A 20,124-nucleotide genomic window follows, 5' to 3' on the forward strand; every position below is an offset into this window, starting at 1 on the left:
CCCGTCACCGGGAGCGCGTCAGAACCCGATCGCGCCGAGTGCCAGCGCCAGCGCCGCGCCGCCGGAGAGGACGAGGCGCAGGCGCCCGAACCATTCCGGCGCTTCCTCGCGGCAGACGAGGCCGTAGTCGAGGAGGCCGAGCGCGACGTGCAGGCCGCAGAGGGTCCACAGCCGCGCCTCCGGCGGCAGGGCGAGCGCGGCGAAGGCGAGGAGCGAGGGGACGACCGCGATGACGTAGCCGCGCCGGGCGGCGTCCTGCTCCTCCATCGCGACCGCGATGCCCCAGCGGATCCCGCCCAGGAAGGACAGGATGAGCGCGCCGTATGCCGCGAGCGCGAGCGCGAGGAAGGCCGGGTCGCCGCCGAGATCGAGACCCGCGAGGAGCGCCACGGCCGGCACGTAGAAGGGAATCAGCCCCGAGAGCCCCAGGACGAGCGGGACGGGCGGGATGGACGCGTCGGCTTTCATGCGCTGGCGGCTCGCGGCGGGAGAGACGGGTCGGGCGAAGTCGGGGGGATACGGCCTCGAAGACATAGCGCCGAGCGCCACGCTTGCAAGCTCAACGGCGCGCGATCGCCCGTGCCAGGGCTTCGACGCAATCGCCGTCGAGCGCCGTGCCGGTGTCCCCGTGGAGGATCCCGAAGGCCTTCGCCACCGGCATGCCGGCGCGGTAGGGACGATCGGCGGTGAGCGCGTCGAAGACGTCGGCGACGGAAAGGATGCGGGTGTCGAGCCCGATGTCCTCGGCCCCGAGGCCGTAGGGATAGCCCTTGCCGTCGAGCCGCTCGTGATGCGCGCCGGCGATCCGGGCGAGGCCGCCGAACGCGCCGATGCGCGATAGGATGATCTCGCTGTCGCGGGCGTGGTTGCGCATCGCCACCCACTCCGCGTCGTCGAGCTTGCCGGGCTTGTCGAGGATCGCGTTCGAGACGCCGAGCTTGCCGATGTCGTGCAGGAGCGCGGCGCGGCCGAGCCAGGTGCGGCGGGGCGCCTCGAGGCCGAGCTCCTCGGCGATCAGCCCGGCGTAGAAGGCCACGCGCTCGGAATGGCCAGCCGTGTAGGGGCTCTTGGCGTCGACCACCTGGGCGAAGGCGTTGGCGATGCGGTCGAGCCCCTCCTCGTCGAGCCGGCGCACGTCGCGGGCCGGCGGCAGCGACAGCACGGCGGCCTCGAGCCCGGGATCGGTGAGCGCCTCCCAGAAGCCCGGCGCCGAGGCCACGTCCGCGAAGGTCTCGACGATCCGCGGGTCGAACCAGGTGCCGGCGCGCCCGCGCACCTCGGCGAGGGCCGCCGCTGGGCCGCGGGCGCTGCGGAAGACGTCCACCACCTGGGCGAGGAGCGCGACCCGCGCCGGCAGCGCGATCGCCTCGCCGCAGAGCCCGCGTGGGCGCCCGCCGCCGTTCCAGTGCTCGTCGAGATCGCGGATGCCCGCCGCCACCGTCTCGGAGAAGCCCATGGCCCGCGCGATCGAGGCGCCGCGCTCGCAGCGCGTCTCGATCAGCTCACGGGCGATCTCGCCGCCGTTGCGCACGACCTCGATCACCGCGGAGAAGCGGGCCGCGAGGCCGCTGCCGAGCCCGGTGTGATCGAGGACGAAGCGCAGCGCCTGGGGCAGGCTGTCGCCGACGAGCTTGTAGTCGTGCTTGAAGGTGCGGTCGTCCGCGAGATAGAGCGCGCAGATCCGCGCGGCGTTCGACGAGCAGCCGAGGTCCTTGAGCAGCACGGCGTAGAACAGCGCGCCGAGCGCCTCGTCCTCGAGGCCGAGCGCACGCCCGATCGCGTGCGCGACGAAGGCGCAGCGCAGCGCGTGCCCGGGCGGCTGGCCCTCGGTGATGTCGAGCGCGTGCGAGAGCGCGCCGAGCACGTCGGCGAGCGCGAGGTCGCGGACCGCACCCGCGGGGAACGCCGGCGGCGGCCCCGCGAGGGGCTCTCGGGTCGGTGCGCGGAGGGTGGAGGCGGCGCGGGACATTCTCCGAGCGTGGCACCGACGCATTGCGACCGCCTTAACGCGGGAGGCGCCCGCGCTCAGTCGCGCCGGAAGACGACGCTCGCCAGCCAGCCGAGGAACACCGCCGTGCCCGCGGTGCCCAGCCCGTAGAGGAGCGATTCCTCCTCGGCCAGCGCCGCGATGCGCTGCTCGAAGCCGATCTTGACGAGCTCGAAGTTCGTCCGGTCGCGGGCGAGCATCGCGCCGCCGGAGAACAGCATCACGTCGACCTCGTAGTTTCCCGGCGGCGCGTCCGCGGGCAGCACGATCGCGGCGCGGAAGATCTCGGGCGTCACGAAGGCGACGCCGCGCTCGGCCGCGACGTAGAGGCCGAGGTTCCGCTTGAGCCGCACCAGCGCCTCGCGGAAGACCGCCTCGCGCCCGTCCCGCTCGACCGTCTCGCCCACGTGGCGCACGAGCCCGTCGAGGCCGATCGCGAGGCGGTCGCGCAGCGCGGGCGCGGCGATGTCGTCGAGCGGCGCGGAGGTCAGGGCGGCGTAGAAGGCCGGGACGTTGGCGAACTTCTGCTGCTCGCCGTTGATCCACACGACACCCATCTCCTCGCGCAGGCGCACGGTGACGGTCTGCAGCGGGCCGCGCACGACGACGGCGGCCTCGTAGGGACCGGTGCGCGAGATGGTCTGCGCGTCGCGGCGGATGGCGCCGAACAGCACCACCTGCGACCCGGCGTAGTTCGAGGTGATGGCGACCTGGTGGCTCGACAGCGAGGTGACGAGCGATTCGGCGTGCGCGGCGAGCGGCGCGAGCAGGCCGGCGAGGAGCGCGAGGGTCGCGAGGCGGGGGAGGCGAGCCGTGCGCATCGTCGTCACTCCCCGCCGCCGATCTGCGTGATCGAGAGCGAGAACGGCTCTTCGGGCGCGAGCACGAGCTCGACGGCGAAGCGCAGGCCGACGCCGAGGATCAGCAGCGCGAGCAGGAAGCGGAAGACGTCCGCGCGAAGATGCGTGCTCGCCCGCGCCCCGAACTGCGCGCCGAAGACGCCGCCGACGATCAGCATCAGCGCCAGCACGAGATCGACGGCCTGGTTCGCGACCGCGTGTAGCACGAGCGCGGCGAGCGTCGTGCACAGGATCTGGAACTGCGAGGTGCCGACGACGATGTTCGTCGGCACGCGGAAGAGATAGAGCAGCGCCGGCACCAGGATGAAGCCGCCGCCGATACCGAGCATCGCGCCGGCGAAGCCGATGAACATCGCGATCCCCCACAGCGGGATCACGCTCGCGTAGAGCTTCGAGCGATGGAAGCGCATGCGTAGCGGCAGGCCGAGATAGGCCGGGTGCTCGCCCGCGCGCCGACGCGGGCGGGGCTTGCCCTTGCGCGACTGAAGGAACTCCCGGATGCTCTCGCGCAGCATCAGCGAGCCGACGACCGTGAACAGCGTCACGTAGGAGACGACGATCAGCAGATCGAGCTGGCCCGCGCGTCGCGCGGCCGCGAACAGCCAGACGCCGAGCGCGGTGCCGACGAGACCGCCCAGGACGAGGACGACCCCGAGCTTGAGGTCGAGCGCACGCCGGCGCAGCGCCGCGAGGCCGCTCGTGGTCGACGAGGCGACGATCTGCGCGGTCTGGGTCGCGACGGCGACCGCCGGCGGGATGCCGAGGAAGATCAGGAGCGGCGTCATCAGGAAGCCGCCGCCGATTCCGAACAGCCCCGAGATGAAGCCGACCGCGGCACCGAGCCCCAGGATCATGAAGAGGCTCACCGTGAGCTCGGCGACGGGCAGGTAGATCGACACGGTTACGGTTCCTCGGACCGGGGCCGTGGCCCCGGCTTGTGACGCGATGCGGGCGGCCGACGGCCGCGAACCCTTCCTGCCCCGCGCCTATGACCGCCGTATGGCTGCAGTCGCCACGGACATCGGTCGGTCACGCTACGGAACGACGCACCGGCAGGCCGGCCGAGCGATCGTTCCACCCATGCGCCGGCAAGGCAACCTCGTTCGCGCGCGAATCGGGCGTCTGCGGCCGCCAGGCGTCGGCGGCGGACTGGGCGAGCACGCGCGCGGGCTCGTCGAGGCGCTGCGCGAGCTCGTCCTTGCGCGCGGCCGCGTCCCCGTCGCCCTGCGCGGCGGCGATGGCGAACCAGGTGTAGGAGGCCGGCAGGTCCTGCGGCGCGCCGAGCCCCCGGGCGAGGAGGACCGCGAGGTTGTACTGGCTGTCGCGCACGCCATGCTCCGCCGCCCGGCGGAACCAGCCGATGGCGCCCGTGTAGTCCGGCGCGCCGCCGACCGCGCCCTCGGCGAGGAGGACGGCGAGGTTGTGCATGGCGGTGACGTTGCCGCTCTCCGCCGCGCGGCGGTACCACATCTCGGCGGCGGCGGGATCGCGCGCCACGCCGACGCCCTTGTCGTGGATCTGGCCGATCCGGTACTGCGCCGGCACGACGCCCTGCTCGGCGAGGCGCTCGAACAGCGTGGCGGCCAGCGCCGGGTCGCGCGGCGCGTCGCGCCCGTCGGAGAGCCGCGCGGCGAGCTCGAACACGGCCGTCTCGTCGCCGGCGCGGGCGGCCTCGCGCAGCCGCACCGAGGCCACGGTGTCGGGGATGACGAGGCCGGCGACGAGGGGCGAGACCGGGCCGGTCGGGATCGGCGTCGCGGCCGCGGCCGCGTCGGTCGCGGTCGGCGGGACGATGCGCGCGGCGAAGGCGGTCGCCTCGTCGCGGCGCGGCGGAAGCATGATCTCCCGCGCCGCGTCGGCGGAGGTCGGTGCGGTCATGACGAGGTCGCCGGCGGGAATGCCGTTCGACAGCGGCGCCGCCGGCAGGCCCATGAAGCTCGGCACCCGCGCGGCGTCGGCGGCGGGAATCGTCTGCGTCGTCGTCGGGTCCGCGGCGGGCGCCGCAGGCGCGTCGGCCTCGGGCGCGACCACCATCGCGGGGGCGTCGATCGGCGCGGGCGCCGCGAGCGGGGCGGGGGATTCCGTCGCGACCTGCGCCGGCGGTGCGACGCTCGCGACCGGACCGTCGCCGCCGCGCTGGAGCATGGACGAGACCTGGAGCGCGCCGAGCGCGAGCACGATCGCGGCGAGGCCGAGCAGGAGTGGCTTGCGGCGGCGCGCCAGGACGCGCTTCATGCGTCCGGCGAGGCTCGCGGGGGAGGCGCCGTCGGCGTCGACCTCGGGCGCCTCGCTGCGCGCCGCGGCCGCTTCCGCCGCAGCGGATTGCGCGGCGCGGCGGGCGGCGGCGATGAAGCTCGCCTTGATGTCGCCGGCGTCCGGCTCGTCGCCGGCGGCGGGCGCCTGCGTGCGCCGGCCCTTGCCCGGCAGCGGCCGGCCGGAGCCGGGCTCGAGCAGGATCTCGTCGACGGACGAGGTGGCGGCGGGCGCGTCCGCCTCGGAGAGGAGCGCGGCGGCGGCGGTGTCGAGCACCGGCGCCTGCGGCTCCGGCTGCGGCGTGCGCGGGGCCGCGGCGCGGAAGGCGGAGATGTCGAAGCCCCGCGGCATCGCGGGCTCCTCGCGCGCCGGGGCGGGCGCCTCGGCGGCGGGCGTGGGGGTGGCCTCCTTGTCGAGCACGGGCGCGGCCGCCGGCTTGCGTGCGGCCGGCGTATCCGCCGGCTTCTGGCGGCGCCCGTCCTTGTCGCGCGCACCGCCCGCCTCGAGCGAGGTCAGGCGACCAACGAGCGCCTCCAGCGTGCCGTGGACCGCGGAGAGCGTGTCGCGGCTGCGCCGGTCGGCTTCCGCCTGCGAGGCCCTGAGGCTCTCGATGGTGCGGGCGAGATCGGCGAAGGCGTCGTCCTTCGAGGAGCCCTTGCCGGCGGCGGGCGCACCCTCGCGCAGGCCCTCCTCCAAGCCTGCGACCTGGGCCATCAGGTCGCCCATCGAGCGCTCGAGCGCCGCGAGCGCCGGGTCGGGATCGCGCTCGCGCTCCAGGCGCGAAGCGATCTGCGTGATCTGCCGCTCCAGCGCCTCGAGACCGTCCGAGCCCTCGCGCTGGGGCTCCTCGAGCTTCGCGGCGAGGCCGGCGAGCATGGCCTCCAGCGGCTTCAGCCGCTCGTCGTCGCCCGGTGCGGCGAGGCGCTCGTCGATCCGGTCGAGCCGGCGCATCAGCCCGTCGAGGTCGAGCGACGGCTCCGGGCGGGGCGCCTCGCGCAGGGCGTCGAGCTTCTCGGCCATGACGTCGAGCCGCGCCACCAGCGCGGCCGGCGCGAGCGCCTCCTGGCGGGCGCCGAGCCTCTTCTCGAGCATCTCGATCTGCTGCGCCACCGGCGAGACGTCGACCTGAGCCGGCTGCCCCGAGAGCGCGTCGAGCCGCGCGCCGAGCGCCTCGATCTGGCTCGAGAGCGGCCCGAGATCGACCGTCGCGGCGCCCGTGCCGACGGCCTCGAGCTTCGCGGCGGAGGCGGCGAGGCCGTCGATCTGGCGCGCCAGCGCGCCGGTGTCCGCCCGCGAGAGCAGGCCGGTCACGGCCTCGAGCTTCTCGCCCAGCGTGTCGATACGCGAGCCGAGCGCGCCGAGCGCGGCCTCGTCGGTCTGCGGGCGCGGCGTGGCGAGGTGCTCGCGGATGTCCTCCACCGCCGCACGCATGCCGGCGAACTCGAGCGGGTCGACCTGCGAACGCCCGACGCGCTCGACCTGGCGCGACAGCTCGGCGACCTGCTCGGCGAGATCGCCCACCCGGCTCGGCTCGGCGATCTCGCCGAGCAGCCCGCGCAGGTCCGCCACCTCGCCGATCAGCGCCTGCACCGTCTGCGGGTCGAGCCCGGCGTCGGCGATGAGGTCGACCTTGTGGGAGATGGTCTCCACCGCCTGGACGAGGCCGTGGGGGGCGTTGCGCTGGACCTCGTCGGAGAGCCGGCGCACCTCGCCCTCCAGCCGCGAGAGCGTCGCGCCCATCGCCGCCGCGTCTGCCCCGGTATTGCCGAGCTTGGCCTGGATCATCGCCTGCGCGGTCTCGCGCGAGAGCGTGCGCAGGATGTCCTCGAGCTGCCCCACCTCGCCGCGGGTGGCGAGGCCCGACACCGTCTCGCGCAGCTGCGCCAGCTCCTGGCGCACGCCTTCCACCGCGGGCGCGGTCTCCTCGTCGCGCGGGCGGACGCTGTCGAGCTGGCCGGCGAGCTTCGAGATGTCGGCGCGCAGCCCCTCGAGGATCTCGGCGTGCGAGCGGCCGTCGCGCGGCGCCGCCTCGGCGCGCGGGGCGAAGCGGGCCGCGAGCGCCGCGGGGGGCGCGGCGGCGGTGCCGTCGGGGTCCTCCAGCGCCTGCTGGCGCGAGCGGATCTCGGCGACCGCCTCCTTGAGCTCGTCGCGCACGGACAGGCCGCGGCGGCCGCGCCCGCGCTCGGGCGCCGCGGTCTCGGCGATCCGCTCGGAAATGGTGGCGATGCGCTCCTCGAAGCCGCGCAGGGCGCGCTCGATCTTCTCGTCGATCGCCGCCTCGCGGGCGGCGTCGCGATCGCGGGCCGCGCTCGTCTCGTCGCGGCGGCGGGTCTCGAGGTTGGCGAGGTGCTTCTCGACCTTGGCGACGGCGTCGAGCGCCGCCTTCATGGAGGGCTGGTGACCCTCGGCGACGCGCCGGTCGATGTCGTCGAGGCGCCGCGTCATGAGGCCGAGCGCCTCGCCGAGAACGGTCGCGGTGCGGTCCTGGCGCTCGGCGACGGAGCGCGTCGTCTCGGCCATGCGGTCCTCGGCCCGCTCGATCCACCGCGCGACGGAATCGAGCGCCTCGGCGGTCTTCGCCGCGCTCTCGCGGGCGCGGCGGTCCTGCTCGGCGGTGAGGGAGGCGATGACCTGGTCGAGGTTGCGGGTGGAGGCCTGGACCCGCGCCTGCGGTGCGGCGGCGGAGGTGCTCGCGCCGCCACGGGTGATCTTCCCGAGCCGGGAGGCGACGCCGTCGAGCTCGTCCCAGCCGCCGCCCGGCTGCGTTTCGCGCGCCGGCTGGCTGGCGCGCCGGCGCACCGGCGCCTCCTGGTAGGCGCGCGTCGCGCGATCGGCGATGGCGACCGAGAGCCATTCGTCGAGGCTCATCCCGGCCCGTCGCGCCGCCTCGCGGGCCGCGTCGCGCACCTCGGGATCGAGACCGTCGAGGCCCCAGGGGGCGGACTGTGAAACGTTCTGCCGCATCGCCGCGCTCTCGGTCCTGTTGGCCGGCCGGATTGCCGCGGGGCGTGTCGTCGGTGCGCCGTGCGAAGGATGCGCGGCCGGGCCCGGCGCCGCCCCGACGCGCCTGCCCCGACGCCGCCCGCGGCCGCCGGAAGTTGACGGACGGTTGCGGGCATGCGCCGACGCCTCGACTTTTCCCCGTCAAGGTAAACACGCGGTTAATCGCTCTTCTCGATCTGGAAAGGAATTGCGGGGGGGAGACCGCGGATTGCGCCGACGGGCCGGCCCGCGGCCTTGGCGCGCGGCCTCGTCAGGGCTGCGCGAGGCGGCTCTCGGCGAGCGCGAGCGCGTCGGCGCGCTCGTCGGGCCCGAGGCGTGCCAGCGCCTCGTCCAGCCAGGCGTCCTCCAGGCCCTGCGCGGCGGCGGCCAGGTGCCAGGCGGCGGCCTCGACCGGGTCCTGCGCGACGCCGCGACCCAGGGCGTGGAGGCGCGCGAGGCGGTTCTGGGCGACCGCGTTGCCGCGGAAGGCCGCCTCGCGGAACCAGCGCGCCGCCTCGGCCTCGTCGGGCGCGAGCCCCGCGCCGTTGAACAGCGCGATGGCGTACTCGACCATGCCCGCGACGTCGCCGTTGCGGGCGGCACGGGAGAACCAGGCGGCCGCCGCGATCGGGTCCTCCTCGACGCCGCGGCCCTCGGCGTAGAGGACGCCGAGGGCATGCTGCGCGGGGGCGACGTCGGCCTCGGCGGCGAGACGCATCAGCCCTGCTGCCCGGGCGAGGTCCGCATCCTCCTCCGAGCCGAGCAGGAGGAGGGCGAGGTTGTACGCGGCTCGGGGGTGGCCGGCCTCGGCGGCCCGCTCGAGCAGCGCACGGCCCTCCCGCGCGTCCGCCGGCACGCCCTCGCCCTCGATGGCGATCATCGCGAGGGCGAACAGCGCGTTCGGGTCTCCCTCGCGGGCGGCGAGCCGATACCAGTCGGCGGCGCGCGCGACGTCCTGCGGCACGCCGAGCCCCTGGGCGTGGAGCTCGCCGAGCAGCGTCATCGCGGCGGCATCGTCGGGCGTGCGCTCGAGCCGCTGCGTCGCGCGGTGGAAGGCGGTGAGATAGTAGCCGCGCTGGAAGGCGCCGTAGGCGAGGTCGGCGTCCGGGTCGGCGTCGGCGCCGACCGGCGGCGGCGCGGCGAGCGTCGTGTCGCGAAAGCCGTTCGTCTCGACGGGCTCGCGCCCGGCGGGTGCCGTGACGAGGGGCGGCTCGACCGGAGCCACCCCGCCGTCGGGTGCCGCGAGCGCGGGCGCCGCCTCTGGCTCGGAGGCCTCCGGCGCCTGGGCGTCGGCCGGCGTCGCCAGGAGCGCGAAGACGAGCGCGAAGACGAGCGCGAGGCTGGGCGCGATGAGCGGACGCGCGCGCCTCACGAGCCGTCCTCCGCGGCGCGCCGCGCCCGCTCCGCGTCCGCGGCGTCGAGCATCGCCCGCGCCCGCGCCAGCGCGTCGGCGGGACCCGCCGTGTCGGCGAAGGCGGCCTCCCCGAGAGCAACGAACTCCGCGCCCGTCCGCGCCAGCGCCGGCACGGCGTCGAGGCTCGGGGCGAAGGCGACGCAGGGCGGCTCGAAGATCTCCGCCCACCATGCGGCGCGCTCGAGCACGGTCTCGAGCGCCGGCAGCGAGCCGTCGGCGCGCGGCTCGCCGAAGAGGACGTAGTCGACGCCGATCTCCCCCGCCGTCATCGCGTCGTGACGTGTCTTGAGCCCGCCGACGCCGACGACGCGGTCGCTCTCCAGCCGCTCGCGCAGGAAGCGCGCCTCGGCGAGATCGCGGGCGTGGGCGCCGTCCGCGCCGCCGCGGGTGGCGACGCGGCCGAGATCGATCGCCATCGTCTCCGCGCCGCCACGGCCCTCGACCGCGACGACGAGCGCCGCCCCGGCCTCCTGGGCGATCGGCGCGAGCGCCTTGACGTGGTTGATCAGGAGACGCTCCTCGCGCAGCGGCAGGCGCAGCAGCACGGCCGCGGCGGTGCCGTCGCGCATCGCCGCGCGCAGGGTCGGCGCGAAGCCGGCGGGGTCCTCGACGATCGGGGTGACGAGATAGAGGAGGGTGGGCGTCACGTGAGGCCTCTTGCGCTGTGCGCGGGGCGGCCCGGCGGGCCGCGATCGCGGGCTTCATCGCGGGCTTGGCCGTGCGCTCCGCTCGGGCTATGAGCGAAGCGCCCGCACGGCCCTCTCATGCCGCTCCGCGCCGCTCGGCGCAAGAGCGAGAGGTCGTCAGGAGCGGGCCGCCTCGCCTCGTCGGATACGCCCGTGCGCAAGCTTCCCGCCCGTTTCGCCCCGATCCTGTTCGCGCTGTTCCTCTCGGGGATCATGTCCTTGATCGTCTCGGGGATCGCGACCGTGCGCGCGGTCGGCTTCGACGATTTCGTGTTCAAGTGGACGACCGGCTGGCTGTTCGCCTGGGCGGTGGCGTTCCCGGGCGTGTTCACCTTCGCGCCGATCGTGCGCCGGATCGTCGCCCGGGTGGTCGAGCCGCCCGCGTGAGGGGCCGTTCGCGCCGCGCCGGTCAGGTCGCCTCCATCACGGCGCGCTCGACCTCGGCGGCGAGCCCACGGTCGAGCTCGAGCCGCGCGGCGAGCATGTCGAGATAGGCCCGCTCGGCCGGGTGGTCGGGGACCATCGCGAGCAGCGAGGCGGCGTAGAGCTCCGTCGCCATCTCCGGCGTGCGTGCGGCGCGCACCACCTTGTCGATGTCGAGGGGGGCGGCGAGCTCGTCCATGACGAAGGCCTTCGCCTCCGCGTCGAGGCCGAGCTGCTCGATGTGCGCGAAGATGCGCGCCTGCTCCTCGCCGTCGATGTGGCCGTCGGCCTTGGCGCCCTGGATCATGGCGACGAGCACGGCGCGGGCGAGCGCCTCCTCCCCGCCGGGCGCGTTCGCGGGCGCGAAGCCGCTGTCGGCGGGGGGCGCGAGCAGGGCCGCGCCGCCGGCCGGCATCAGGTGCGTGGCGCCGTGGCCCGCGGGCTCCGCGACGGGCGCCCCGATCGCAGCCTGACGATTGCGCCAGGCGGCGTAGGCGAGGCCCGCGACCGCGGCGACGCCGCCGATCTTCAGCGCCGTGCCGGCGGTCTTGCCGGCGAACTTGCGCGCCTTCTTGCTGCCGAGCAGGAGCCCGACGACCCCGCCGGCGAGGCCGCCCTTGAGCAGGTCTCCGGTTCCGCCGCCCGCGCTGCCGGCGCCGGCGGAACCGCCCCCTTGCCCGAGCATGCGGCGCGCCTGCGCCTCGAGCCCGGAGAGATCTCCCGCGCGGGCGGAGCCGAGGACCTGGTCGAGGAGCTTCTTCGCGTCGAGCATGGGGAGCCTTCGGTGATTGGATGCGACGTCCCTCAGATGGGCGCGCGCGAGCGGGGCCGCAAGCTCAGCGCAGGCCGTCCTCGTGGGAGACCGGCTCGTCGCGCGTGAGCGCCGCCAGGGCGGCGTCGCGCCGCGCCTCGATCGCGGCGACGTCGCGCGGCTCGGCGACGGCGCGCCGCCCGGCCTCCGTGGCGAGATCGACGTGCTCGGCGATGACGGCCTTGCGATCGGGGTCCCGGGCGATCTCCGCGAGCTGCGCGAGAGTCTCGAGCAGGTGCATCAGAACCGCGGGCTGATCGGCCGCGGCCTGCCGGATCTGGTGGAAGGCGACGTCGACGAGCCCCTCGAAGGTCGAGACCGGGGAGATCACCCGAACGACGCCGTCCGTGTCGGGAAAGCCCCGCTCGGCGGAGGGGCGGCTCATCACGGTGGCGATCGACCGCCCCAGCCGGTTGATCACCGCGATGCCGGTGAAGGCGTCGTTGAGGCTCGGCGAGAGGGCGCGCAGGCCGATCTCGACGAGCTGGCGGAAGGCGAACTCGAGATCCTGGACGGGCGTGCGCTCCGGCCCCACGACCACGGCCCGCGCGAACGCATCCTCGAGCGCCGGGGTCAGCGCGTCCGGGGGCGTCACCCAGGCGTGCACGCCCCGCGCGAGGACGTGATGGCCGGGCCGGTAGGCCAGCTCGACGACGCCCCCCGCCTCGCCTGCCGCGTGCACGAGAAGCCCGTAGTCGATCCCCTGGACGTAGCCGCTCGCGCGCCCGTGGATCGGCCGGGCGTCGTCGTGCTTCGCGATCGAACGGGGATGCTGCCGCTGCTGCGGGGAGAGGTCCGGCAGGAACTGCTCGATCGTCGCGTCGAGCTGGTCGCCGACGCGGTTGATCAGGGTGTCCGCCACGATCGAGCGCGCGAGATGGTGGACGTAGAACAGCAGCATCGCCACCGAGGCGAGCACGAGCACCGTCGCCCCGGTCACCGCGGCCGCGGCCTCGCGCGCCGCCGCGTCGGGAGTCAGGCCCCTCAGCACGATCAGCAGGTAGACGATGGTGGCGAGGAAGAGCCCGAGCCCGACCTGCGTGCGTCGATCGCTCATGAAGGTGCGGATAAGCCGGAAGCCGAGCTGGTTCGCCGCCAGCGTGAGCACGACCATCGTGATCGAGATGGCGAGCGTCGCCATCGTGATCATGGAGGACAGGAGCGTCGACACGAAGTCCGAGGGGGACGCGGCGGGCGTCTTCAGCAGGCCCCAGGCGTCGTCTCCCTCGGGCAGCGCGACGCGAAGCAGGACGAGGCCGATGGCCCCGGCGGCGAGCGACATCAGCCCCGGCACGAACCACAGGCTCGACTGGACCGCGTCCCAGGCGGTGGCGAGCCGGGAGCCGACCGGGTGGAGCGGGCTGCGGTTGCGAGTCATGGGATCGGTCTCGGCCGGGGCGAGATCAACGGCCGAGCTCGCGCCACCGTTCCCAGCCTCAGCCGCGGCAATGCGCGCAGGCGCCGGTGATCTCGAGCACCTGCCGGCGCGGCGCGAAGCCCTCCTGGGCCAGCATCTGCCCCACCGCCTTCGCCAGCGGCGCCGGCGCCAGCTCGTCGACGCCGCCGCAGGCCTCGCAGATCAGGAAGGCGACGAGCTCGTGCGGCGCGTGCGCGTGCGGGCAGGCCGTGAACGCGTTGCGGCTCGCGAGCTTGTGGGCGAAGCCCTGCTCGATCAGGAAGTCGAGCGCGCGGTAGACCGCGATCGGCGCGAGTCCGCGCCCGGCCTTGCTCTCGCCGGGGCCGTCTTCCGCGCCACCCGCGTTCAGCGCGTCGAGGATCTCGTAGGCGCCCAGCGGCGCGTGGCTCTCGAGCAGCGCCTCGAGCACCGCCCGCCGGATCGGCGTGAGCCGCACGCCCCGCTCGGCGCACGCCGCCTCCGCCCCCGCGAGCGCCTCGGGGAGGGCGGCAGCCCGGGCGTGCGCGTGGGCGCAGGGATGCTCACTCCGGTGGGCACCGGGGTCCGAGGGATCGTGCGGATGCGCGTGGGTATGGTCGTGCTCGTGATCCATGCGTGACGATATAGCATCGCAGCGCCGCCCGCGCCACGCGCGGCCGCATTGCCCGCCCCGCTCCCCCCTGCTAAACCCCGCGGCCATGCGCCACGCGGATCTCCTCATCACCGACGGCTGGGACGGCTATCGCCTGCTCGACACGGGCGAGGGGCGCAAGCTCGAGCGGTTCGGCGACGTCGTCATGGACCGGCCCGAGCCGCAGGCGATCTGGGCCAAGGGTAATCCAGGCCTCTGGGCGAAGGCGGACGCGGTCTTCGACGCCGCCGAGGAGGCCGAGCAGGGGGCCTGGAAGTTCGCCCGCGGGCGGCTCGGCGACTGGCCGGTGCCGGTGCGCGACCTCACGATCCTGTGCCGCGCGACCTCGTTCCGCCACGTCGGCATCTTCCCCGAGCAGATCGTGCACTGGGACTGGATGGACGCGCGCATCAGGGCCGAGCGGCGCCCGGTCTCGGTGCTCAACCTGTTCGGCTATACCGGTGTCGCGAGCCTCGTCTGCGCGCGCGCGGGCGCGAAGGTCACGCATGTCGACGCCTCGAAGAAGGCGATCGCCTGGGCCAAGGAGAACCAGTCCGCGTCTGGGCTCGACGCCGAGGGCGTGCGCTGGATCCTCGACGACGCGGTCAAGTTCGCGCAGCGCGAGATCCGCCGCGGCAACACCTACGACGCGATCCTGCTCGACCCGCCGCGCTACGGACGCGGGCCCAACGGCGAGGTCTGGCACCTGTTCGAGCACCTGCCGGTGCTGATGGACCTCTCGCGGCAGCTGCTCTCGAACGAGCCGAGCTTCGTCACGCTCACCGCCTATGCGGTGCGGCTCTCCTTCATGACGCTGCACGAATTGATGCGCGACGCCTTCGGCGCACGGGGCGGGGCGATCGCGTCGGGCGAGCTCGTCACGGTGGACAAGGCGAACGACCGCCACCTGTCCACCTCGCTCTTCGCGCGCTGGACGCCGGAGGCGCCCTGATGGCCGACCGCCCGAGGGTGCGCGAGGTCACGAGCCTCTCCAACGCCACCGTGAAGGAGCTGCGCGCGCTGCACGACCGCAAGGGGCGCCGGGAAAGCGGCCTGTTCCTGGCGGAGGGCGCGCGCACGGCGCTGGAGGCGCTCGACAATGGGCGCGCCCCCGAGATCCTGGTCTATCACCGCGAGGGACGCGAGCGCGACGTCGTGCGCCGGCTGCGGAACGCCTGCCTCGACGCCGGCGGCGAGTGCCTCGAGGTCGACGACCAGGTGCTCGCCAAGATCGCGCGCAAGGACAATCCCCAGAGCGTGGTGGCCGCCTTCCGCTGGGCGCGCCGCGGCTTCGACGCGATCGACCCCGCCGCCGCACGGGTCTTCGTCGCCCTCGACCGGGTGCGTGATCCCGGTAATCTCGGGACGATCGTGCGCACCGCGGACGCGGTGGGCGCGGGCGGCGTGCTGCTGGTGGGGGAGACCTGCGATCCGGCCTCGGTGGAGGCCGTGCGGGCCTCGATGGGCTCGATCTTCGCGGTGCCGGTCTACGATGGGTCGGAGGCGGACTTCCTGGCCCTCGCCGCCCGCTGGCCGGGAAGCGTCGTCGGCACCGCGCTGCCGGCGTCGAAGCACTACCGCCGCGCGGACCTGCGCGAGCCGATCCTGCTCGTGATGGGCAACGAGCAGGCGGGGGTGACGGACGCGATCGCGGCCGCCTGCACCGACCTCGTGCGGATCCCCATGCAGGGGCGCGCCGACAGCCTCAACCTCGCGATCGCCACGGCGGTGGCGCTCTACGGCATCGCCGAGCCCGAGGACGGCGCGCTCGCCTGAGGGCGGTGCTCCGCCTCGAAGCTCGCGATCTCGCGGGGCATGCCCTGCGCGTCCGCGAAGGCGACCATGTCGCGCCGCACGATCTCCTCGTACTGGCGCGGCGTGCGGATCGTCATGCGCCGGCCGCGGTCGAAGATCACGAGGGGCATGCCGGCGACGATGCCCGAGCGGAAGATCTCGACGAGCGCCGAGCGCTTCCAGGCGAGCGGCCGGTCGGGGTCGACGAAGACGACGAGCGCGTTCTCGATCGGGTCCTTGTGGAAGTAGGCGCCGGCGTCCAGCGGATGGGGAATGCGCCGGCGATCGGGGTGGCTCGTGCGCTGGGCGGTGACGTGGGCGCACTCGTAGGCGCGGCAGGTCTCGGGCCGCCCGGGCGCGCCGAAGATGCCGCAGCCGAGCCCGCCCGCGGCCTGGGCGGCGATGTGCCCGCAGGGGCGGTACATCGGCTTGTCGAGGGCGTTGATCGCGGGGAGCGTGCAGCAATAGGTGCAGCCGCGGCAGGGAGAGGCCGCGACGCCGAGCTTCGCCTTGCGCTTCGCTTCGCCCATCGGGTTTCCGATCGAACGCGTCGTAAGGGAGGATCACCGCAGTGCCGGGAGGCCGTCTCGGCGCTCCTTCGAGCCGGCTCGCCGCCCGCCCCACCCTCCGGCCTGCGGCCTCCGTCCTCCCCTGCGGGGAGGTGGCGGTCGGCGGCTTTCATCCACCGGTCGCCACATGCGCAAACCCGCTTCCTCCCCGCAGGGGAGGAGTCCGCGCGTCAGCGCGGGCGGTGGGGCCGTTCGACCGAGCTGGCGAGCGGCATCCTCGTCCTCCCCTGCGGGGAGAAGGCGCTTACGCCCCCTGCTTCACCGGCACGCCCTTCTCGGTGAAGAACTGCTGCAGCTCGCCGGACTGGAACATCTCGCGGGTGATGTCGCAGCCGCCGACGAACTCGCCCTTCACGTAGAGCTGCGGGATCGTGGGCCAGTTGGAATAGTCCTTGATGCCCTGGCGGACGCCCTCGTCGTCGAGGACGTTGACGCCCTTGTAGGGCACGCCGAGGTAGTTGAGGATCTGGACCACCTGGCCCGAGAATCCGCACATGGGGAACTGGGGCGTGCCCTTCATGAAGAGCACGACGTCGTTCCCCTTCACTTCCGCGTCGATCGTCTGGTGCGCGTCGGCCATGATCGTCTCCTTGCTCCGGCGTTCAAGGCGCCGGACCTCGATGTGCGAGACCCTCCTCAGGTCTCGGCGGGAATTGTGGTGAGGGCGAGCGCGTGCAGCACGCCGCCCATGCGGCCCTGGAGCGCCGCGTAGACCATCTGGTGCTGCTGGACGCGGCTCTTGCCCTTGAAGGAGGCCGAGGTGACGGTGGCGGCGTAGTGATCGCCGTCGCCGGCGAGATCGCGGATCTCGACATTGGCGTCGGGGATCGCCTCCTTGATCATGCGCTCGATCTCGCGCGCGTCCATCGGCATCGGGTCGCCTCCCCCTCAGGCCGGCTCGCCCGCCATGTAGGCGGGCAGCCAGGATTCGTGTGCGTCCTTCAAGGACACGACAGATATGGCCCGAGAGCCGGGGAGAATCAACGCGTCCCCGCCCGTCTCCCCCAGGCGCGTCGCGGCCACGCCGGCCGCCTGCGCGCGGGCGAGGAGGGCGTCGAGGTGCTCGGGCGGAACGGCGACGACGTAGCGGCCCTGGTCCTCGCCGAAGAGCGCGGCGTGGCTCGGCAGCGCCCCCGACGGCCCCTCCGGCAGCGCGTCGATGCGCGCCCCGATTCCGCGCCCCATGCAGCACTCGGCGAGCGCCACGGCGAGGCCGCCGTCGGAGAGGTCGTGGACGGTGTCCAGCATCCCCTCGGCGATCAGCGCGCGCACCAGCTCACCGGCGCGGCGCTCGGCGGCGAGATCGACGGGCGGCGGCGCGCCCTCCTCGCGGCCGCAGAGGAGCGCGAGATAGAGCGAGGCGCCGAGCCATCCCTGCGTCGCGCCCAGCAGCACCACGACGTCCCCCTCGCGGCGGAAGGGGATCGTCGCATGCACCGCGCAGTCGTCCACGACGCCGACACCGCCGATCGTGGGCGTCGGCAGGATGCCGCGCTCGTTCGTCTCGTTGTAGAGCGAGACGTTGCCCGACACGACGGGAAAGTCGAGCGCCCGGCAGGCCTCGCCGAGGCCCCGGATGCAGCCGACGAGCTGGCCCATGGAGTGGGGCCGCTGCGGGTTGCCGAAGTTGAGGTTGTCGGTGACGGCGAGCGGGCGCGCGCCGACCGCGCAGATGTTGCGATACGCCTCCGCGACCGCCTGCTTGCCGCCCTCGACCGGGTCGGCCTCGCAATAGCGCGGGGTGACGTCCGTCGTCAGCGCGAGGCCCTTGGGCCCCTCGAGCACCCGGACGACGGCGGCGTCGCCGCCGGGTGGCTGAACGGTGTTCGAGCCGATGAGGTGGTCGTACTGCTCCCAGACCCAGCGCTTGGAGCAGAGGTCCGGGGAGCCGACGAGCGTCAGGAGGGCCTCGTCGTCGGGCATCGGCGCCGAGACCTCCGCCGGCTCGATCACGGGGCGCTTCGGCGAGGGCGTCCAGGGACGGTCGTAGACCGGCGCCTCGTCGCCGAGCTCCTTGATCGGCAGGTCGGCCTCGATCCGGCCCTGATGCTTGACGACGAAGCGCAGCGTGTCGGTGGTCTTGCCGACGACGGCGAAGTCGAGGCCCCACTTGCGGAAGATCGCCTCCGCCACGTCGCGCTTGCCCGGCTCGAGCACCATGAGCATGCGCTCCTGGCTCTCCGACAGCATCATCTCGTAGGCGGTCATCCCCTCCTCGCGGCAGGGGACGGCGTCGAGGTCGAGCTCGATGCCGAGATCGCCCTTGGCCCCCATCTCCACCGCCGAGGAGGTGAGCCCCGCCGCGCCCATGTCCTGGATCGCGACGACGGCGCCGGTCGTCATCAATTCGAGGCAGGCCTCGAGCAGCAGCTTCTCGGCGAAGGGATCGCCCACCTGCACGGTGGGGCGCTTCTCCTCGGCGCTGTCGTCGAAGGAGGCGGAGGCCATGGTGGCGCCGTGGATGCCGTCGCGCCCGGTCTTCGAGCCGAGATAGACGATCGGGTTGCCGACCCCCGTCGCCTTGGCGGTGAAGATCCCGTCGGTGCGCGCCAGCCCCACCGCCATGGCGTTGACGAGGATGTTGCCGTCGTAGGCCGTATGGAAGCCGACCGATCCCGCCACCGTCGGCACGCCGAAGGAATTGCCGTAGCCGCCGATGCCGGCGACGACGCCGGAGACGAGGTGGCGGGTCTTCGGGTGATCCGGCGCGCCGAAGCGCAGGGCGTTCAGGGCCGCGATGGGGCGCGCGCCCATGGTGAAGACGTCGCGCAGGATGCCACCCACCCCGGTCGCCGCGCCCTGGTAGGGCTCGATGAAGCTCGGATGGTTGTGGCTCTCCATCTTGAAGACGCAGGCGAGCCCGTCGCCGATGTCGATGACGCCGGCGTTCTCGCCCGGGCCCTGGATCACCCACGGCGCGCTCGTGGGCAGCCCCCGCAGGTGGATGCGCGAGGACTTGTAGGAGCAGTGCTCGTTCCACATCGCCGAGACGATGCCGAGCTCGGTCAGCGTCGGCTCGCGGCCGATCAGCGCGACGAACCGCGCGTACTCGTCCGGCGCGAGGCCGTGCTCGGCCACGAGCTCGGGGGTGATGGGGGGCGTGGTCGCGTCGGTCATGATCGAGGTCCCGGCTGTCGCGACGGCTGTAGACGCTGGGGCGCTCGGACGCAATCCGGTGCGCCTCCGGCGAGACCTTACCGAACCCTCGAGGGCTGTGCCGTTCCGGCACACGGCTCGATGGCACGCATTTCGCTCGAATGCATCGCAAATGCGTATCGAATCGTGGAGATCATCGATGCAGGCCGTCAACCGTCTCATCGCGGACCGCTCCGGCGCCACCGCCATCGCCTTCGCGCTGACGATCGTGCCGCTGATCGCGATCGCCGGGGCGGCCGTGGACTACGCCCGCGCGACGAGCGTGAAGGCGGACCTGCAGCGCGCCGCCGACGCGACGGCGCTGCATCTCGCCAGGGAGTCGCTGCTGGGGCGTCGCCACGACGCGCAGGCGGTGTTCACCGCCGTGCTGGTGGAGACCGGCGTCGACGTGCTGGGCACGAGCGCGACCGGCGCCTTCGTCGGGACGCACCGCGTCCAGGTCGACGCCACGGCCGTGGTGCCGATGACGCTCGCCTCCTTCCTCATGCCGCGGGTCGACGTCGGCGTGACGGCCACCGCCGCGGCGACGCAGCGCACGACCCCCTTCGAGATCGAGCGGGCGAACCTCAGCGTCGAGGCGGCGGACTACAACGAGCTGCGGGTCTATTGCTATCACGAGCGCCGCAGCGAGCGTCTCGGCGTGATCCACAGCGAGAGCGGCCTGCGCGAGGACGGCTTCCTCAAGATCGCCGACAACACCGACGAGGGCGTCGCGGCGGCGCCGCAGACCCTCTCGGTCGAGTGCGGGCCGGGCGAGGCGCTGAGCTATCACCTCATCAACATCCGCAACGCGCGCACCAGCGCCGCCGCGCGCCGCAACAACGAGCGCTGGGACCACTACACCGACACGACGATGCGCGGCGGCGTCGCGCAGTACAACACGCAGTACCGCGACTTGATCGAGACGATCCGCTGCCGCACCGCGGAGGAGTGCGAGCCCGGCCACCGGGACTCGATCATCCCGGGCAACGCCCAGCGCGGCCGCACGCCCGCCGTGAACACGGAGGTCTGCGAGCCGGGCGAGTACATGTACTTCGGCTGGGAGGACCGCCCGCCGCACATCGGCCAGTGGACCGACCAGGACTACGACGACATCCGCGTGGTGATGCGCTGCGGCGGCGACGTGCTGGGGCCGATCAGCGTCGCGCTGGTCGAATGAGGG

General features: G+C 73.9%; 18 protein-coding genes. 4 read left to right on the forward strand and 14 right to left on the reverse strand.

What is annotated here, in order from left to right:
• Positions 1-18: 18 nt before the first annotated feature.
• From ACTZWW_RS09665 to ACTZWW_RS09695, 7 genes are all read right to left on the reverse strand, one after another.
• Complete coding sequence (locus tag ACTZWW_RS09665; RefSeq protein WP_444780739.1) at positions 19-468, reverse strand: DUF3429 domain-containing protein; 450 nt, start codon at positions 466-468, stop codon at positions 19-21.
• 91 nt (positions 469-559) lie between these two features.
• The gene (locus ACTZWW_RS09670; RefSeq protein WP_444780740.1) at positions 560-1,969 is read right to left on the reverse strand and encodes an HD-GYP domain-containing protein; all 1,410 of its coding nucleotides are present in this window, start codon (positions 1,967-1,969) and stop codon (positions 560-562) included.
• 56 nt (positions 1,970-2,025) lie between these two features.
• On the reverse strand, positions 2,026-2,808 hold the full coding sequence (locus tag ACTZWW_RS09675; RefSeq protein WP_444780741.1) for a TIGR02186 family protein: 783 nt from the start codon (positions 2,806-2,808) through the stop codon (positions 2,026-2,028).
• A 5-nt stretch (positions 2,809-2,813) separates the two neighbouring features.
• On the reverse strand, positions 2,814-3,746 hold the full coding sequence (locus tag ACTZWW_RS09680; RefSeq protein ID WP_444780742.1) for a sulfite exporter TauE/SafE family protein: 933 nt from the start codon (positions 3,744-3,746) through the stop codon (positions 2,814-2,816).
• 130 nt (positions 3,747-3,876) lie between these two features.
• A complete protein-coding gene (locus tag ACTZWW_RS09685) occupies positions 3,877-8,064 on the reverse strand; it encodes a hypothetical protein (RefSeq protein ID WP_444780743.1) in 4,188 nt (1,395 codons plus the stop codon).
• A gap of 289 nt (positions 8,065-8,353) precedes the next feature.
• A complete protein-coding gene (locus tag ACTZWW_RS09690; RefSeq protein ID WP_444780744.1) occupies positions 8,354-9,454 on the reverse strand; it encodes a tetratricopeptide repeat protein in 1,101 nt (366 codons plus the stop codon).
• Positions 9,451-10,143: a thiamine phosphate synthase gene (locus tag ACTZWW_RS09695; RefSeq protein WP_444780745.1), complete on the reverse strand. Its 693-nt coding sequence runs from the start codon at positions 10,141-10,143 to the stop codon at positions 9,451-9,453. The genes ACTZWW_RS09690 and ACTZWW_RS09695 overlap by 4 nt, the downstream gene beginning before the upstream one ends.
• 192 nt (positions 10,144-10,335) lie before the next feature.
• On the opposite strand from ACTZWW_RS09695, the gene ACTZWW_RS09700 reads away from it, so the two are divergent.
• Entirely contained in the window at positions 10,336-10,569 is a 234-nt protein-coding gene (locus tag ACTZWW_RS09700) for a DUF2798 domain-containing protein (protein WP_444780746.1), read from the forward strand.
• A 22-nt stretch (positions 10,570-10,591) separates the two neighbouring features.
• Here ACTZWW_RS09700 and ACTZWW_RS09705 read toward each other — a convergent pair whose 3' ends face one another.
• The 3 genes from ACTZWW_RS09705 to ACTZWW_RS09715 form a co-directional block, all read right to left on the reverse strand.
• Positions 10,592-11,377: a tellurite resistance TerB family protein gene (locus tag ACTZWW_RS09705; protein ID WP_444780747.1), complete on the reverse strand. Its 786-nt coding sequence runs from the start codon at positions 11,375-11,377 to the stop codon at positions 10,592-10,594.
• Between the two features lie 64 nt (positions 11,378-11,441).
• Positions 11,442-12,794: a DUF2254 domain-containing protein gene (locus tag ACTZWW_RS09710; RefSeq protein ID WP_444780748.1), complete on the reverse strand. Its 1,353-nt coding sequence runs from the start codon at positions 12,792-12,794 to the stop codon at positions 11,442-11,444.
• A gap of 58 nt (positions 12,795-12,852) precedes the next feature.
• Positions 12,853-13,425 carry a Fur family transcriptional regulator gene (locus ACTZWW_RS09715; RefSeq protein ID WP_444780749.1) on the reverse strand — a complete coding sequence of 191 codons (573 nt, stop codon included), beginning with the start codon at positions 13,423-13,425 and terminating at the stop codon, positions 12,853-12,855.
• Positions 13,426-13,510: 85 nt separating this feature from the next.
• On the opposite strand from ACTZWW_RS09715, the gene ACTZWW_RS09720 reads away from it, so the two are divergent.
• Together ACTZWW_RS09720 and ACTZWW_RS09725 are read left to right on the forward strand one after the other, a co-directional pair.
• Positions 13,511-14,395, forward strand: coding sequence for a class I SAM-dependent methyltransferase (locus ACTZWW_RS09720; RefSeq protein ID WP_444780750.1), 885 nt, complete (start codon positions 13,511-13,513; stop codon positions 14,393-14,395).
• The gene (locus ACTZWW_RS09725) at positions 14,395-15,219 is read left to right on the forward strand and encodes a TrmH family RNA methyltransferase (RefSeq protein WP_444780751.1); all 825 of its coding nucleotides are present in this window, start codon (positions 14,395-14,397) and stop codon (positions 15,217-15,219) included. Before ACTZWW_RS09720 ends, ACTZWW_RS09725 begins: the two co-directional genes overlap by 1 nt.
• On the opposite strand, the gene ACTZWW_RS09730 is transcribed toward ACTZWW_RS09725, so the two are convergent.
• From ACTZWW_RS09730 to purL, 4 genes are all read right to left on the reverse strand, one after another.
• Positions 15,180-15,767 carry a hypothetical protein gene (locus ACTZWW_RS09730; protein WP_444780752.1) on the reverse strand — a complete coding sequence of 196 codons (588 nt, stop codon included), beginning with the start codon at positions 15,765-15,767 and terminating at the stop codon, positions 15,180-15,182. The genes ACTZWW_RS09725 and ACTZWW_RS09730 overlap by 40 nt on opposite strands.
• Before the next feature lie 283 nt (positions 15,768-16,050).
• On the reverse strand, positions 16,051-16,386 hold the full coding sequence (grxD, locus tag ACTZWW_RS09735; protein WP_444780753.1) for a Grx4 family monothiol glutaredoxin: 336 nt from the start codon (positions 16,384-16,386) through the stop codon (positions 16,051-16,053).
• A 56-nt stretch (positions 16,387-16,442) separates the two neighbouring features.
• A complete protein-coding gene (locus tag ACTZWW_RS09740) occupies positions 16,443-16,679 on the reverse strand; it encodes a BolA family protein (RefSeq protein WP_444780754.1) in 237 nt (78 codons plus the stop codon).
• Between the two features lie 15 nt (positions 16,680-16,694).
• On the reverse strand, positions 16,695-18,923 hold the full coding sequence (gene purL, locus ACTZWW_RS09745) for a phosphoribosylformylglycinamidine synthase subunit PurL (protein WP_444780755.1): 2,229 nt from the start codon (positions 18,921-18,923) through the stop codon (positions 16,695-16,697).
• 178 nt (positions 18,924-19,101) lie between these two features.
• On the opposite strand from purL, the gene ACTZWW_RS09750 reads away from it, so the two are divergent.
• Positions 19,102-20,121, forward strand: coding sequence for a TadE/TadG family type IV pilus assembly protein (locus ACTZWW_RS09750; RefSeq protein WP_444780756.1), 1,020 nt, complete (start codon positions 19,102-19,104; stop codon positions 20,119-20,121).
• Positions 20,122-20,124: the final 3 nt, after the last annotated feature.

The sequence above is a fragment of the Salinarimonas sp. NSM genome, from assembly GCF_052380005.1.
Lineage (GTDB): Bacteria > Pseudomonadota > Alphaproteobacteria > Rhizobiales > Beijerinckiaceae > Salinarimonas.

Excerpts from the sequence above, each read along its gene's own strand:
- ACTZWW_RS09665 (WP_444780739.1), bottom strand. The coding sequence starts at position 468 with ATGAAAGCCGACGCGTCCATCCCGCCCGTCCCGCTCGTCCTGGGGCTC.
- ACTZWW_RS09670 (WP_444780740.1), bottom strand. The coding sequence starts at position 1,969 with ATGTCCCGCGCCGCCTCCACCCTCCGCGCACCGACCCGAGAGCCCCTC.
- ACTZWW_RS09675 (WP_444780741.1), bottom strand. The coding sequence starts at position 2,808 with ATGCGCACGGCTCGCCTCCCCCGCCTCGCGACCCTCGCGCTCCTCGCC.
- ACTZWW_RS09685 (WP_444780743.1), bottom strand. The coding sequence starts at position 8,064 with ATGCGGCAGAACGTTTCACAGTCCGCCCCCTGGGGCCTCGACGGTCTC.
- ACTZWW_RS09705 (WP_444780747.1), bottom strand. The coding sequence starts at position 11,377 with ATGCTCGACGCGAAGAAGCTCCTCGACCAGGTCCTCGGCTCCGCCCGC.
- ACTZWW_RS09710 (WP_444780748.1), bottom strand. The coding sequence starts at position 12,794 with ATGACTCGCAACCGCAGCCCGCTCCACCCGGTCGGCTCCCGGCTCGCC.
- ACTZWW_RS09715 (WP_444780749.1), bottom strand. The coding sequence starts at position 13,425 with ATGGATCACGAGCACGACCATACCCACGCGCATCCGCACGATCCCTCG.
- ACTZWW_RS09720 (WP_444780750.1), top strand. The coding sequence starts at position 13,511 with ATGCGCCACGCGGATCTCCTCATCACCGACGGCTGGGACGGCTATCGC.
- ACTZWW_RS09725 (WP_444780751.1), top strand. The coding sequence starts at position 14,395 with ATGGCCGACCGCCCGAGGGTGCGCGAGGTCACGAGCCTCTCCAACGCC.
- ACTZWW_RS09730 (WP_444780752.1), bottom strand. The coding sequence starts at position 15,767 with ATGGGCGAAGCGAAGCGCAAGGCGAAGCTCGGCGTCGCGGCCTCTCCC.
- grxD (WP_444780753.1), bottom strand. The coding sequence starts at position 16,386 with ATGGCCGACGCGCACCAGACGATCGACGCGGAAGTGAAGGGGAACGAC.
- ACTZWW_RS09740 (WP_444780754.1), bottom strand. The coding sequence starts at position 16,679 with ATGCCGATGGACGCGCGCGAGATCGAGCGCATGATCAAGGAGGCGATC.
- purL (WP_444780755.1), bottom strand. The coding sequence starts at position 18,923 with ATGACCGACGCGACCACGCCCCCCATCACCCCCGAGCTCGTGGCCGAG.
- ACTZWW_RS09750 (WP_444780756.1), top strand. The coding sequence starts at position 19,102 with ATGCAGGCCGTCAACCGTCTCATCGCGGACCGCTCCGGCGCCACCGCC.